16 protein-coding genes and 1 tRNA gene are annotated in these 13,728 nt (G+C 33.2%); 6 read left to right on the forward strand and 11 right to left on the reverse strand.

The genetic code is table 11. The features are described from left to right. Window positions 1-30 precede the first annotated feature (30 nt). The 3 genes from murA to VBZ51_RS12605 all read right to left on the reverse strand — a co-directional run bounded on the left by murA (window position 31) and on the right by VBZ51_RS12605 (window position 2,376). Complete coding sequence (gene murA / locus VBZ51_RS12595) at window positions 31-1,338, reverse strand: UDP-N-acetylglucosamine 1-carboxyvinyltransferase (RefSeq protein ID WP_321827259.1); 1,308 nt, start codon at window positions 1,336-1,338, stop codon at window positions 31-33. A gap of 15 nt (window positions 1,339-1,353) precedes the next feature. Further along, window positions 1,354-2,007 (reverse strand): DUF4290 domain-containing protein, encoded by a 654-nt coding sequence (locus VBZ51_RS12600; RefSeq protein ID WP_215997650.1) that lies wholly within the window; start codon window positions 2,005-2,007, stop codon window positions 1,354-1,356. 81 nt (window positions 2,008-2,088) lie between these two features. After that, window positions 2,089-2,376: a DUF493 family protein gene (locus tag VBZ51_RS12605; protein ID WP_058102546.1), complete on the reverse strand. Its 288-nt coding sequence runs from the start codon at window positions 2,374-2,376 to the stop codon at window positions 2,089-2,091. Window positions 2,377-2,463: 87 nt separating this feature from the next. Between VBZ51_RS12605 and VBZ51_RS12610 the strand changes: the two genes are divergently transcribed. The 5 genes from VBZ51_RS12610 to VBZ51_RS12630 all read left to right on the forward strand — a co-directional run bounded on the left by VBZ51_RS12610 (window position 2,464) and on the right by VBZ51_RS12630 (window position 6,989). After that, window positions 2,464-3,033, forward strand: coding sequence for an AAA family ATPase (locus VBZ51_RS12610; protein WP_091604693.1), 570 nt, complete (start codon window positions 2,464-2,466; stop codon window positions 3,031-3,033). Next, window positions 3,026-4,921, forward strand: a complete 1,896-nt coding sequence (locus tag VBZ51_RS12615) for a RecQ family ATP-dependent DNA helicase (protein ID WP_416577161.1) — start codon at window positions 3,026-3,028, stop codon at window positions 4,919-4,921. The genes VBZ51_RS12610 and VBZ51_RS12615 overlap by 8 nt, the downstream gene beginning before the upstream one ends. A 1-nt stretch (window position 4,922) precedes the next feature. Further along, window positions 4,923-5,870, forward strand: coding sequence for a methionyl-tRNA formyltransferase (gene fmt / locus VBZ51_RS12620; protein WP_416577162.1), 948 nt, complete (start codon window positions 4,923-4,925; stop codon window positions 5,868-5,870). Between the two features lie 170 nt (window positions 5,871-6,040). Then, a complete protein-coding gene (locus VBZ51_RS12625; RefSeq protein ID WP_257786218.1) occupies window positions 6,041-6,316 on the forward strand; it encodes an HU family DNA-binding protein in 276 nt (91 codons plus the stop codon). A gap of 112 nt (window positions 6,317-6,428) precedes the next feature. Continuing rightward, window positions 6,429-6,989 (forward strand): YqgE/AlgH family protein, encoded by a 561-nt coding sequence (locus VBZ51_RS12630; protein ID WP_058102541.1) that lies wholly within the window; start codon window positions 6,429-6,431, stop codon window positions 6,987-6,989. On the opposite strand, the gene VBZ51_RS12635 is transcribed toward VBZ51_RS12630, so the two are convergent. Next, complete coding sequence (locus VBZ51_RS12635) at window positions 6,986-7,843, reverse strand: aminotransferase class IV (RefSeq protein ID WP_416577163.1); 858 nt, start codon at window positions 7,841-7,843, stop codon at window positions 6,986-6,988. The genes VBZ51_RS12630 and VBZ51_RS12635 overlap by 4 nt on opposite strands. Window positions 7,844-7,895: 52 nt before the next feature. After that, window positions 7,896-8,279, reverse strand: coding sequence for an START-like domain-containing protein (locus VBZ51_RS12640; RefSeq protein ID WP_058104221.1), 384 nt, complete (start codon window positions 8,277-8,279; stop codon window positions 7,896-7,898). Between the two features lie 138 nt (window positions 8,280-8,417). On the opposite strand from VBZ51_RS12640, the gene VBZ51_RS12645 reads away from it, so the two are divergent. Further along, a tRNA-Met gene (locus tag VBZ51_RS12645) sits at window positions 8,418-8,491 on the forward strand. A gap of 508 nt (window positions 8,492-8,999) precedes the next feature. Here the strand turns inward: VBZ51_RS12645 and VBZ51_RS12650 are convergent. From VBZ51_RS12650 to VBZ51_RS12675, 6 genes are all read right to left on the reverse strand, one after another. Continuing rightward, window positions 9,000-9,356 (reverse strand): cupin domain-containing protein, encoded by a 357-nt coding sequence (locus tag VBZ51_RS12650; RefSeq protein WP_054557928.1) that lies wholly within the window; start codon window positions 9,354-9,356, stop codon window positions 9,000-9,002. 201 nt (window positions 9,357-9,557) lie between these two features. Continuing rightward, window positions 9,558-10,469, reverse strand: a complete 912-nt coding sequence (locus VBZ51_RS12655; protein WP_054557929.1) for a hypothetical protein — start codon at window positions 10,467-10,469, stop codon at window positions 9,558-9,560. 1 nt (window position 10,470) lies between these two features. Then, complete coding sequence (locus VBZ51_RS12660; protein WP_241240860.1) at window positions 10,471-11,241, reverse strand: type 1 glutamine amidotransferase domain-containing protein; 771 nt, start codon at window positions 11,239-11,241, stop codon at window positions 10,471-10,473. A 129-nt stretch (window positions 11,242-11,370) separates the two neighbouring features. Then, a complete protein-coding gene (locus VBZ51_RS12665; protein WP_241240861.1) occupies window positions 11,371-11,595 on the reverse strand; it encodes a hypothetical protein in 225 nt (74 codons plus the stop codon). 112 nt (window positions 11,596-11,707) lie between these two features. Then, window positions 11,708-12,658, reverse strand: a complete 951-nt coding sequence (locus VBZ51_RS12670; protein ID WP_054557930.1) for an alpha/beta fold hydrolase — start codon at window positions 12,656-12,658, stop codon at window positions 11,708-11,710. Between the two features lies 1 nt (window position 12,659). Next, a complete protein-coding gene (locus VBZ51_RS12675; protein ID WP_054557931.1) occupies window positions 12,660-13,520 on the reverse strand; it encodes an alpha/beta fold hydrolase in 861 nt (286 codons plus the stop codon). Window positions 13,521-13,728: the final 208 nt, after the last annotated feature.

Here is a 13,728-nt window from a genome sequence, read left to right on the forward strand (position 1 = left end):
TGGAGTTTTATTTATTTTATAATTAAAGTATTACACTCTAACAATTTTAGCACCAATAGCGCGTAGTCTTTCATCTATATTTTCATAACCACGATCTATCTGTTCAATATTATGAATGGTAGACGTTCCTTTAGCAGATAATGCTGCAATTAACAAAGAAACACCTGCTCTAATATCTGGCGAGGTCATTGTGGTCGCCTTTAATGTAGATTGAAAATCATGACCAATAACAGTAGCTCTATGTGGATCACAAAGAATAACCTTTGCCCCCATATCCAATAACTTATCTACAAAGAACAAACGGCTTTCAAACATCTTTTGATGAATCAATACCTCTCCCCTTGATTGTGTGGCAACTACCAAAATAATACTCAATAAATCTGGAGTTAATCCCGGCCAAGGCGCATCTGCAATGGTTAAAATAGATCCATCTATATAATTTTGAATTTCGTAGCCATCTTTATGCGCAGGAATGTAAATATCATCTCCTTTTCTTTCTAAGGTGATACCTAGTTTACCAAATACCGTAGGTATTTGTCCTAAATCGTCCCAACTTACATCTTTAATGGTCAATTCACTTTTAGTCATTGCCGCCAAACCAATCCAACTACCAATTTCAATCATATCGGGCAACATACGGTGATCTGTACCTCCTAATTTTTCAACTCCATCAATAACCAATAGATTAGAACCAACACCTGTAATTTTAGCGCCCATTCTATTTAGCATTTTACAAAGTTGTTGTAAATAAGGCTCACATGCTGCATTGTAAATAGTTGTTTGACCTTCTGCCAAGACAGCTGCCATTACAATATTCGCAGTTCCGGTTACAGAAGCTTCATCTAACAACATATAGGTACCCTTCAGCTTATCTGCTTCAACACCATAAAAGTATTCCTCCTTATTATAGCGAAATTTTGCACCAAGCTTAATAAAGCCTTCAAAATGGGTATCTAAACGTCTACGTCCAATTTTGTCACCACCTGGTTTAGGAATATATCCTTTTCCAAAACGTGCCAATAATGGACCTACCAACATAATAGATCCTCTTAAACCTCTACCATCTTGCTTGAACTGATCAGATTGTAAATATTCTAAATTAACATCGTCTGCCTTAAATGTATAGGAGCCTTTGCCTTTCTTCTGAATTTTAACACCTAGATCTTCTAAAAGTGCAATGAGTTTATTTACATCAACGATATCCGGTATATTGTTGATCGTTACTTTTTCATCTGTAAGTAGTACAGCGCAAAGTATTTGAAGTGCTTCGTTCTTTGCACCTTGAGGTGTTATTTCACCAGATAACTGGTGCCCTCCTTCAATTTTGAATGTCCCCATCTAGAGAAGTGGAAATTAATAGCGTTTTTTACCGCGGTTATTATTTCTTTGATTTTTTTTATTTGAACTGGACCTAGGGTTTTTGGCAACTCTATTCTTCAAAAACTGACCACTATCCGTTAAGCTTTCACCTGTTGAAGCCAAGTCTATGCGACCTTCACTCAATTCAAATAAATGCTTAAATATAGCTTTGTCGTCAACAACGTCTTTGTTCCAGTTTAAATAGCATTTTTTCATATGGTTGGCAATTGCATACTCTAAACCAGAGCGTTTATCACCTTTCTCCCACTCTACAGCTACATCTATCATACGTTTTATGTTGTTGCCATAAAACCTGTATTTAGGAAAATTCTGTGGATACTCTAATGCATCGGGTCGTTGTTTCAATACCTCTTTTGAAGTAATTGGAAAAGGTGAGTCCACATCCAACTTAAAATCAGACATGATAAAAAGTTGATCCCAAAGTTTGTGTTGAAAATCTGGCACATCACGTAAATGTGGTTGTAGATTTCCCATTACACTTATAATTGCCTGGGCTACTTTATTTCTTTCTTCGCGATCTTCAATGGACACTGCATGATCTACCATTTTTTGAAAATGACGACCGTATTCAGGTATGATCAAATGAGGACGCTCCGTATTGTATTCTAGGTTTTCTACTAATTGCAAATTGAAAATTTTAGCTTATTGTGTTTGAGAAGTGTTCTAATAACGATGCCAAATTAATAAAATTATAGATGAAATGCTATTTTATAAGGAGATTACCCCTCCTATTTCACCAACTTCTTTATATTTTTCTATAACCTGATCAGGTCCGTTTAAATTAACGGTAATAGAAACACTGGTATATTTTCCATTTTTGGATTTCTTTAAGTTGATGACAGCTCCCATATTATCAAAAATTGCTTCGATCTGGTCTATTTTACCTGTAGCGGTTTCAACAATGAACTTGTAAAGATAATTAGACGGCCATTTAGAAGTTTCTGTAAGCTGCTCTCTTAATTTTTTATAAAATTCCTCTGGATTCTTTTCGTCCATAACTCATATTTTAAGCAAAGATAAGTCTAATACACCAGTTTTTTAATACTAGCGGTTTATGTACTTTTGCGTTTATAATATAAGAGTTTGAAAAGCAAAAGAATTGTTGTCACTGGAGGACCGGGGACTGGAAAAACCGTATTGATATCATCCCTAGAAAATAATGGCTACCATTGTTTTCATGAAGTTATAAGAACCATGACTTTAGATGCATTGGGTGATGTTTCATTAGAAGATCAATTGGTCAACCCTATTGATTTTGTTAAAGATGCCAAGAGTTTTAACGATGAGTTGATCAATGCTCGACTAAAGCATTTTGAGAACGGTAACAACATAAATAAAGAACATGTGTTCTACGATCGTGGATTACCTGACGTTATTGCATATATGAACTATTTTGGGCAATCTCCTGAGCCACGTTATGCCGATTTATGTTCAAAAAACAGGTATGACGAAGTGTTAATACTACCACCATGGAAAGAAATCTATGTACAGGATAATGAAAGAATGGAAAATTTTGAGCAAGCTTGTGGTATTCATGAACAATTGGAAAACACGTACATACAATTAGGGTACAAACCTGTTGAAGTTCCTTTTGGAACCATTGAAAATAGATTGCAATTTGTAATAGACCATATAAACGGCGCTAGTGAATAATACCCCAAAAGAAATCTTATCCAAATACTGGGGTTTTGATAGTTTTAGGGGCTCTCAAGAAGAAATCATCAATGCCATAATCAATGGTCAAGATGTACTAGGTCTACTGCCCACTGGTGGTGGAAAATCTATTTGTTTTCAGGTTCCTGCGTTATCAAAAGAAGGCATTTGCATTGTAATATCGCCGCTTATCGCTTTAATTGAAAACCAAGTAAACAATCTTCAATCATTAGGCATTAAAGCCATAGGTCTAAAAGGCGGACTTAAATTCAACGAGATCGATAAACTATTGGATAATTGCATTTATGGTAATTACAAATTCCTATACCTATCACCGGAACGCCTACAGCAAGAATTAGTACAAGAGCGTATAAAAAGCATGAACGTTTCTATGTATGTTATTGATGAAGCTCACTGTATATCACAATGGGGACATGATTTTAGACCCGCCTATTTAAGTTGCTCCATTTTAAGGGAATTACACCCTACTCCTCCAATGGTAGCTTTGACCGCAACGGCTACAAAAAGAGTAAGTGAAGATATTATCAGTTCATTAGAACTCACTTACCCTTTAGTCATAAAAGATTCATTTTTTAGAAAAAACATTGGGCTAGAAGTTCAGTTTACCGAAGATAAAAGAGGATTTTTAAAGCAATACTGCCAAAAAGTACGGCATAGTGCCATAATTTACGTTAGAAGTAGAAGAATGGCAGAAGAATTGTCTAAGTTCTTGGTGAACAACAACCTTAGTGCTACTTTTTACCATGGCGGTGTAGATCAGGCAAAAAAAACAGAACGATTGAATTTTTGGCTTAAGAACAAGTACAAAATTATGGTCGCCACCAATGCCTTTGGTATGGGCATAGACAAACCAGACGTAGAATTGGTTATACATTATCAAATTCCCGATAGTTTAGAAAATTACTTTCAAGAGGCTGGTAGAGCCGGTAGAAATGGGGAATTCTCAAAAGCAATAATACTGACCAATACAACTGATAAAGTTCTGGTAAAAAGGCAGTTTATTGAAATTCTACCTAGTGTTGCCCAGGTGAAGTTGATCTATAAAAAACTAAATACTTTCTTTCAAATTGGATTTGGTGAATTCACCGAAGCAAAATTTCATCTTAATTTCAATAAATTCTGTAGCATTTATAAGCTCAATACCTTTGTTACTTATAATACCTTACAGTTATTGGACAGAAATTCGGTTATTTCACTTTCTGAAAGCTTTTCAAAAAAAATTACCATTAAATTTATAACAGACAAGGACACCCTTTATCGATATATAGATAAGAACAACAAACTGGGTGATTTTATAAAAATTGTACTTCGAACTTATGGTGGGTTATTTGAGTTTGACACACATATTAACACCTATGTATTATCCAAAAAAACAGCTCTACCAGAAAAAATGATCCATCAAAATTTTGAACAATTGGCAAAAGATGAGATTATAGATTACACAAGCGCATCTAGCGATTTAGAATTGTTTTTCTTGGTACCAAGAGATGATGACAGGACTATAAATGTATTTGCAAAAAATATTGAAGAACAAAACCAACTTAAAATAGCAAAAGTTGATGCTATGCTTACTTACATTGAAAATGATACTATGTGTAGAAGCATACAGCTCTTACATTATTTTGGAGAACAACAAGAACAACCCTGCGGAATCTGTGATGTTTGTGTTAGTCAGTCAACAGGAAACACACCTATTGTTCACGCCAAAATAAAAATCATCCAAATATTAAAAGAGAAAAATGCAGGTTCACGAGAATTACAAAATAAACTCAATACCACTCAAGAGATAACCATTGCTGCAATACAGGAGCTCTTGGAGGATAATTATATTACATTAAACAACATTAACGAATACCAACTATTATAATATGGAAGCATTGAGAATTGTATTTATGGGAACACCGGACTTTGCCGTAGGCATTTTAGATAAACTGGTTAAAAATGAATATAATATTGTTGGCGTCATTACAGCACCGGACAGACCTGCGGGTAGAGGAAGAAAACTTAATCAATCTGCAGTTAAAAAATACGCCGTTGAAAATAATCTTAAAGTACTACAACCTACTAATCTAAAAGACGAAGACTTTTTAAATACTATAAAATCGCTAAATGCCAATTTACAAATTGTTGTTGCTTTTAGAATGTTACCCAAAGTAGTTTGGAGTATGCCCGAATATGGCACATTTAACTTACATGCTTCACTATTGCCACAATACCGTGGTGCGGCCCCTATCAATTGGGCAATTATTAATGGAGAGACAAAAACAGGGGTTACCACATTTTTTATTGACGAAAAAATTGACACCGGTGAAATAATTATGCAAGACGAGGCAGTGATTGAAGAAACCGATAATGCCGAAGATTTACATGATAGGTTAATGCATTTAGGAGCAAACACCGTACTAAAAACCGTAGAACAAATTGAATCTGGGAATTTTACTACCCATGCGCAGCCTAATTTACCAAGTTTAAAAGATGCACATAAAATTCATAGGGAAACTTGTGAAATAAACTGGAGCAATTCTGCCGTTACCATATATAATTTCATCAGAGGTTTAAGTCCGTACCCAGCTGCCTGGACCACACTTACAAATGGTGACCAAAATATCATCACAAAAATATATAAGGTAGAAACCGAAACCGAAAAACATGACCTTGCAGTGGGAGCTCTAGTTTTTAATAAGAAAGAGATAAAAGTAGCCGTTAAAGAGGGATATATAAATCTACTAGAAATACAGTTACAGGGTAAGAAAAGAATGAAAGTAAAAGACCTGTTGAACGGCCTTAATTTGGAAGAAAATGCAAAAATGGGCTGAAGCCCCGTTATTATTGGGCTGAAAGAAACGTAGAAAAAAACCTACTTTATCAACAAACACGCTGAGTTATCAACAAAATAAGGGATTTCCGCCCGTTTTACTTGCGTTGCCCAGAAATCCATATAAATTTGTTAGTAGGTATAAATTATTTAATCACAATTAATTATCACATTATGAACAAAACAGAATTGATCGATGCAATGGCAGCTGACGCTGGCATCACAAAAGCTGCGGCAAAAAAGTCATTGGAATCTTTCTTGGGAAATGTTGAAAATTCTCTTAAAAAAGGAGATAGAGTTTCTTTAGTAGGTTTCGGTTCTTGGTCCGTATCTAAAAGAAATGCAAGAGAAGGTAGAAATCCATCAACTGGAAAAACTATCCAAATCGCTGCTAAAAATGTAGTTAAGTTTAAAGCAGGTGCTGATTTAGGTAAAGCTGTAAACTAATTTTACACTGATAAATTTATGAAAAGCGCCTTAAAAGGCGCTTTTTTTATTTCTATGTTTTTGATTTTTAAGAGGATTTGTCTTACTTTAGAAATATAATCATATCAAATTTATGATAGCTTTAAAGCCAACCAAAGGAAAATTACTAGTGGCCGAACCATCGTTAACCGGAGATGTTTCGTTTAACCGGTCTGTAGTTTTATTAGCAGAACACAGTACTGAGGGCTCTGTTGGCTTTATTTTAAATAAGCCATTAGAGTACCAAATCAATGAATTGGTTACTGAAATAGAATTACCTTTTCAAGTATATAATGGCGGTCCCGTAGAGCAAGACAACCTCTATTTTATACACAAGGTTCCGCATTTAATTGACAACAGTGTTGAGATTTCTGATGGTATATATTGGGGAGGAGATTTTGAAACCACTGTAGAATTGATCAATAAGGAAATTATATCAGAAGATGATATTCGTTTCTTTTTAGGATACTCGGGCTGGTCATCTTTACAACTAGACGAAGAGCTTACTTCAAAATCATGGATAGTTGTAGAAAATGAACATGAAAGCAGAATCATTCAAAGGGCCGCAAAAGCCATTTGGAAAGAAAATATGATTCAATTAGGCGGTAATTATCTTTTATGGTCAAATGCTCCAGAGAACCCAAGTTTAAATTAACTCCCGGGACTCAAAGACAATCTTGCCGCAGCATTTAGTTTACCCAATAAACTTTTAGAAACGATATTAACAAAATCCTTCTTTCTGTATTTGGTTATAGGAATAATTCCGTCAATTGCATTGACTATGAAAAGTTCGTCTGCTTTTTGTAGCTCAAAAGGAGAAACACTGTCTTCCACAAACTCAAACTCTTTTAAATTAGAAATCAGTTCCACCAATTTTTTTCTAAGAATACCATTGGTACAACCATCGGTAATGGGCGGAGTTTTAACCTGACTACCTTTTACTACAAAAATATTACCATTTATAGCCTCTATAACCTGCTTTCTCTCGTTAAGCAACAGACAATCCTGATAATCATTTTCACGGGCGTAAATCGCAGCTACAACACTTAAAATTTTATTGTTGGTATCTAAGTTAGATAGCATCGTAGAATTTTTATAAAAGTCTTTAAAAAGTTCTACTTCATAAATGCTATTGTTCAATACAAAAAAAGGATTCTCTAACGTACTGCTGTTAATAAAATAAGAAATACTATTATCAGAATCAAAATAATCTTCTTGACTATTTCTAAAAACGTTGAATTTAACCCGCTTTGCTTTTTTAAGGTCACTTTCAGAGAATATCTTAAGAATTTCAGCTTCCATGAACTCCATAGTAAAGTTCATTGGAATTTCCATTCTCAATATTCTCATGGACGACATTAGGCGTAAATAATGATCTTCTAGATAAATTATTTCACCGTTTACTACCCTTAACTCTTCAAAAACGGCATCACCCAGCTGCACTCCCCTATTCTTTTCATTTAGAAAAGATGAATTATCCTCTAGTAGTCCGCCATTAAAATTGAACATAAAAAAAGCCTTAAAAAATTAAGGCTCAAAGATACTGTAAATAAGAATATTTTTAAGCTGAACCCAATACCTGTTTTAAATCAGATACTTGATTGGTCCAAAGCATTTTAGACTCGTCTATCTCATCTTCTTCGGCAAAGTCGGTTATAAACAATGAAACATCTTTTGTTATTTCATCAACTATTATCTTCATTTCAAAAAAGCTATCATCGTCTGCTTCTTCCCAAGCAAAACGTACAAACTCATCTGTTTTTCTTTTTAACAGTTTAGCCTCTTCTTCTGCCCCGTCCCAAATGAAGGTAAATTTTTCACCTCTAGAATTAACATTATCCGCAAACCATTCAGACAGTCCTGAAGGCGTTGCTAAGTACTGATATAACATTTGTGGTGAAGACTGAATTACAAACTCTATTTCAAATTTTATTTTATCGCTCATTGTCATGCTACTTTATGCCGAGCAATATATATATTTCTAAATGATAAAAAAATAAATGATCAGTATAATTTTTTTCATGAAGTTTTGTTGAAGAACAAATAAATTACCACTATATTTGCAGCCGTTTAAAAATAATATGGCGAGGTAGCTCAGTTGGTTAGAGCGTCGGATTCATAACCCGGAGGCCGAGGGTTCAAGTCCCTCTCTCGCTACAACTAATCCGTTGAAATTGAATGATTTACATTCAGTATCAACGGATTTTTTTTTGAAGCTCACGGTATACGGTAGCGTATGCGGTTACTAATTAAATCATATAAAATACTGTTATTCTGTACTTTAAAAATCTAAAACCGTCGGGTTTATAATATTTAAGCTAAATCTAAATTTACTATTATTTACTATTCTGTAAATGAGGAAGGGGTTAAGCGTCTTTTTAGTACCAAATAGTCACCCAAACGTAAACACTTTATGTGATATTAGTGATATCAAATGGGTTCCTTAAACACAAAAAGGCAATGATTCCAAAAAAATCCAACCCTTTAATGATTGGATTTTCTCGGTCGGGGTGGCAGAATTGCAACTTTTCATTATAATTAATTATATATCAATCATTTATACAGAATCCTAATTTTATCTGCTTCTTTAGGTTGTGTATAAGCGAATGCTACAATCAACAACAATAGCAGACTTAAACACCTTTTTTTATAGTTCATTATCATACTAGATTTGATTTTTAATAGGCTTAGTAATTTCATTAACAACCTCTCCTGTATGCAATGTTGATTTATTTTCAATAAGCATTATATGGCATTCGTTTTTAGAACTTACCTTATGACTGATTCCCTTTTTCACAATAAACAAGTCTCCCTTTTTCATGGTAAACGGTTCTTGATTTTCTATTTCAAACAGAAGCGCTCCTTTGATAATAAGAAATAATTCATCTTCATTTTTATGATGATGCCAAGGAACTTTATTACCCTGTATTTTCACCAGTTTTATAAAAACATCATTTACTTCACCAATTATTTTTGGAGCATAGTAGTCATTAATGGTGTTTAGTTGTTCGGTTATATTCATCTCAAAATTTGATTATAATAATAGTACTCTATTCTTTGATTATCATGAATATCCACAAGCTCAATATCAGATAGTAAAATCCCGAAATAAATAGGGTGCCAATAATTTTACTTATGTCTACTATAATGAAATATTGTTCTATTGCATTTTATAGTAAGCCCGCAAATTAAATAGATTGTATCTCAAAGTTTTATGGCGTTTTTAATTGCAATCAGCATTTAGCTCTTGATAATCTGATTTAGAAATCTGTGGTATACTTTGTCCATCAAGAACTTTAATGCATGACAGATTTGGATTTCTATCTACTTTTAAATCAATAAGGTTTTGATTAAAACTCACGTTTAACCTATCCAGTGAATTACTGGTGATATAAAGATGCGTTAAATCATTATTTTCTAAGAGATTAATAGTTTGCAGCTCATTATCAGAAACCAGTAATGTTTCTAACTTTTTATTTGAAATCACCTCTAAACTTTGCAATTTATTTGATGTTAAAAGTAGGTTTTTTAGATTTGGATCTGAACTAATGTCGAGTGAATACAAATCATTATTACTCATATGTAAAACCTCTAACGACTCGCTAGAAATACTAAAAGTTTCAAAATAATTCCAAGACAAATCCAAGTCTTTTAATTCACCTAATTCTGATAATCCAACTACTGAATTCATTTCATTAGCAGTCAAATCAAGTAAAACTAGTTTACTGTTGTTGCTAATATCAATACTTAACAATTTATTACCCGCAAGATTTAACGTATCCAAATTTAAATTATCACTTAAATCAATTTGTGCTATATCATGCTGGGTGGCAATTAATTTCCTTAAACTAGTGAAGCCTTCTATTCCTGTTAAATCAGTAATAGCTCCATAATCTAGATTGCTTAAATCAAGGGTAGCTATTCCTTCAGCATCACTGCTTAGCATTTGCTGATTTATAATACCATCAGAATCTACACCTGTTTTTATAAGTATCGCTTCAAAACTTGAATCGGGTATGCTTACATAAGCACGATTAAAACCTGCAATATTATCACCATTTGAGCATGAAACTGTACTACCCATCAATACTATTATGCAAAAATATGTTAGTGAAATTTGGTTGGCTTTTTTCATTTTATTGACTGATTTCTCGATTATTTAAATTTTCGATTATTTTTAATGCTACATCTTTAGATGATAAATAATTTTGACCTGTAATTACATTTCCTTGTACCTCTACATGTACCGAGTTTCTAGGAGAATATTTAAATATTCCACCTCTTTCTTCTATGGTCTTTTGAATTAAAAAAGGGAATTGCTTAAAATATTCGGCACCCTCTTTTTCATAAGCTTCTGGGTATCCACTAATTATTTTATTATTTACCAAGTACTTCCCATCTTTTGTTTTTAAATCAACAATACCAGCCGTTCCATGACATACTGAAGAGACAATACCATTATATTCTTCAAAAATGGTCATTGTTATTTTTTGAATTTCTTTATTCTTAGGCACATCATACATTGCACTTCCACCTCCGATATAATGAACCGCTTTATAATCTTTTGCAATAATTTCTTTAGGCTTTTTGGTGTGTTTTAAAGCATACATAAAGTATTCACTGTAAAGCAGTTTTTTTTGGAGTGCGTCAGATGTATTAATATAAGCTAGTGGAATACTACCTCCATATGGACTAACGAAGTCCACAGTAAACCCTTCCTTTTTAAACGTATCATAAGCATTAACAATTTCAGAGAAGCTATTACCCGTTGGAAGTTTAGATGTTCCATGGAATGAGGCATTGGATACTATAAATAATATTTTATCACCATTTTGGTTACTTTTTTCACTGCTAGCAGTTTTGCTAATAATTTTCCACTCGTTTTCAATTTTTTTTAAAAGAAACAAATCAATGTATCTTAAACCACTCTTAGGGATAATAATTTCTGCTTTTGCAGTAGCAACACCTTCAAAGTTGTCAATCGATAAAATGTTACCTATTCTTCCCGTAAATTCTCCTTCTTTTTTATTTTTATATCAACTTGCATATTCTTTGACAGGAACGGTCCAAAGTGTTTTGTTACTTTTTTCTAAATACAGGTTTGCATTGGTATAAAATGCTTTTTCAATAAGTGCAGATTTATTGTAAGAAGTACCATTTATATAATTTAAAAGCGTGTTTTCTATTTTAGATACTTCCGTTTGTGCAAAAACTGAAGCGTTTAACATTAGGAATCCGATGAATAAAAGAAAATGTTTCATACGTATTTTTAGTATTGTTAATTAAATGGATTCAAAAATTAAGGCTTGTCTATAGTCTCAAACAAATTCTGCTCCTTCTCTATAAAATACCATTCTTGTTTCCATTTCTTTTTTAACCATTAAATTTTGCCAACCATTTTAAAATCGATTCATTTGTTTCATGTGGTAACTCTTGTTGAATGTGATGGCCACACTCTAGACAAATCACATCCAGATTCGGAACAAAATCCTGTAGCCTTTCAAATTTTGGAATCATATCTAGATTACCATAGATCATAAGTGTAGGCTGTTTGATGATTGGGTCTATATCTGCTAATACGTGCCAGTTTCGGTCAAGGTTTCTATACCAATTAATAGCGCCATTAAACCCAGAATTTTTAAAGGCCGTTACAAATACAGACAAATCAACGTCGTTCATAATAGGCTCACCAAAAGGCTTTTCCGCTTTTGCAAGATTCATCATTAACATTCCTGGTTCTGGTGGTGCAAGAGGCACATTCTTACGAAATAAATTACGAAGAAAGTTTTCTGCATGATTCTCTAACACAGCATCTGCTACTCCTGGTTTTTTATTAAAATGAACAAAATAGAAATCTTCACCAAAAATCTCTTCCATAAACTGAATCCATGGTTTTTCACCTCGTTCTTGATAAGGTAATGCAAGATTTAGTATTTTATTGACACGCTCTGGATGCAAGAGTGCAAGGTTCCAAACTACATTTGCGCCCCAATCATGCCCCACAAAAACAGCATCTCTGTAGTTGTAATAATCAAGTAAGGCCACTAAATCATCTGTTAAATGGGTTATATCATATGCCGTTACTTCTTTAGGGCGCGATGAATTGCCATATCCTCTTTGATTTGGAACAATGACATGATAACCAGCTTTAGCAAGCGCTGGTATTTGATAACGCCAAGAAAAGGCATGTTCGGGAAAGCCATGACAGAGTACAATTGGATTGCCAATATTTTCTTTACCCGCTTCAAATACTTCTAACTCAATTCCATTTATTGAAATTATATTGGATTTGGGAAATTTTAAAGATTTAATTTCTTGTATCATTTCAGTGCCTGTTTTTATCAATAATTAAATCTTCTATTTTTTTAAAATCCTTTGAATTTGGTACGTGTTTAGCATCTTCAATCAAAACAACTTCTTCTATAGAAGAAAATATTCGTTTTGCTCTTTTAATCATTTTTTTTCCGGGAAACATGATATCCTTTTCACAGGCAAAAATGGTAATCGGTGTTTTTATTCTATTTGCATCATTTTTAGATAGTATTGGTAAAGGAGAAAAATCCATATTGCAGTGTTGAAACGTAGAAGACATAAACTCTAATGCAAAATCATCGTATTCAGAAAAAAGTACGTTCATTACCTTTTTAATGTGCTTTTGATTGTTAGTTTTTATAAACTTTTTTAATGGTAGGAACATTTTAAACAAACCTACAAGAGGATTACCATTAACAATATAGACTGGTGCAATTAAGAATACCTGTTTTATAGTCGTTTCATTAAACACTAGTGCTTTTAAGCTAATGAAACCTCCAAAGGAAAAGCCTACCAGGGTCACGTCTTTCAGTCTTAGTTTTATGATTACTTCAATAAGCCATTTTCCATAATCTAAAGATTTCATGTCTAATCGATTCTCTGCACTTTTATTGGGTTGTGCTAACACATCTACTGCATAGACACAATATTTTGAAGCTAGATTGGGGAAAGAATCTAAAATTTGTGGTGCACAACCTCCTGTGCCGTGAATCAGTACTAATGGAGGGTTTTTAGTGTCGCCAGTAATGATAACATTAGTGACTCCAAACTTTGTTTCTATAAATTTTTCTGAATATTCAATATTCAGCTCATTCAACTTTTGATTGTAAAGGGATAAGATTTTTTCTTTTCCTTCTTTTGATTTGAAAAACATGTACTGTTCGTTTTTTGATTGATGATTATGATTGATGATTATGATTGATGTATTTTGAATGTTATGACGAGCGATGATAGGTATTTGTTACACTTTAATTTTTATTATTAATAGCTCAATTTTTGTTTCTACAAATATCTATCAAGAAGCAATATGCTTCTAACCACTTATGAAGCCTTATGTATAAAGTTTGATGATAGATTGAAAA

Origin of the sequence: Maribacter sp. HS (genome assembly GCF_048059195.1) — a bacterium.
Classification (GTDB): Bacteria; Bacteroidota; Bacteroidia; order Flavobacteriales; family Flavobacteriaceae; genus Maribacter; species Maribacter dokdonensis.

Bases quoted from the DNA above. Each gene is read 5' to 3' on its own strand.
- VBZ51_RS12670 (WP_054557930.1), bottom strand. From the start codon at position 12,658: ATGATACAAGAAATTAAATCTTTAAAATTTCCCAAATCCAATATAATT.
- VBZ51_RS12640 (WP_058104221.1), bottom strand. From the start codon at position 8,279: ATGAGCGATAAAATAAAATTTGAAATAGAGTTTGTAATTCAGTCTTCA.
- VBZ51_RS12605 (WP_058102546.1), bottom strand. From the start codon at position 2,376: ATGGACGAAAAGAATCCAGAGGAATTTTATAAAAAATTAAGAGAGCAG.
- VBZ51_RS12655 (WP_054557929.1), bottom strand. From the start codon at position 10,469: ATGAAAAAAGCCAACCAAATTTCACTAACATATTTTTGCATAATAGTA.
- VBZ51_RS12630 (WP_058102541.1), top strand. From the start codon at position 6,429: ATGATAGCTTTAAAGCCAACCAAAGGAAAATTACTAGTGGCCGAACCA.
- VBZ51_RS12650 (WP_054557928.1), bottom strand. From the start codon at position 9,356: ATGAATATAACCGAACAACTAAACACCATTAATGACTACTATGCTCCA.
- VBZ51_RS12675 (WP_054557931.1), bottom strand. From the start codon at position 13,520: ATGTTTTTCAAATCAAAAGAAGGAAAAGAAAAAATCTTATCCCTTTAC.
- VBZ51_RS12635 (WP_416577163.1), bottom strand. From the start codon at position 7,843: ATGTTCAATTTTAATGGCGGACTACTAGAGGATAATTCATCTTTTCTA.
- fmt (WP_416577162.1), top strand. From the start codon at position 4,923: ATGGAAGCATTGAGAATTGTATTTATGGGAACACCGGACTTTGCCGTA.
- murA (WP_321827259.1), bottom strand. From the start codon at position 1,338: ATGGGGACATTCAAAATTGAAGGAGGGCACCAGTTATCTGGTGAAATA.
- VBZ51_RS12665 (WP_241240861.1), bottom strand. From the start codon at position 11,595: ATGAAACATTTTCTTTTATTCATCGGATTCCTAATGTTAAACGCTTCA.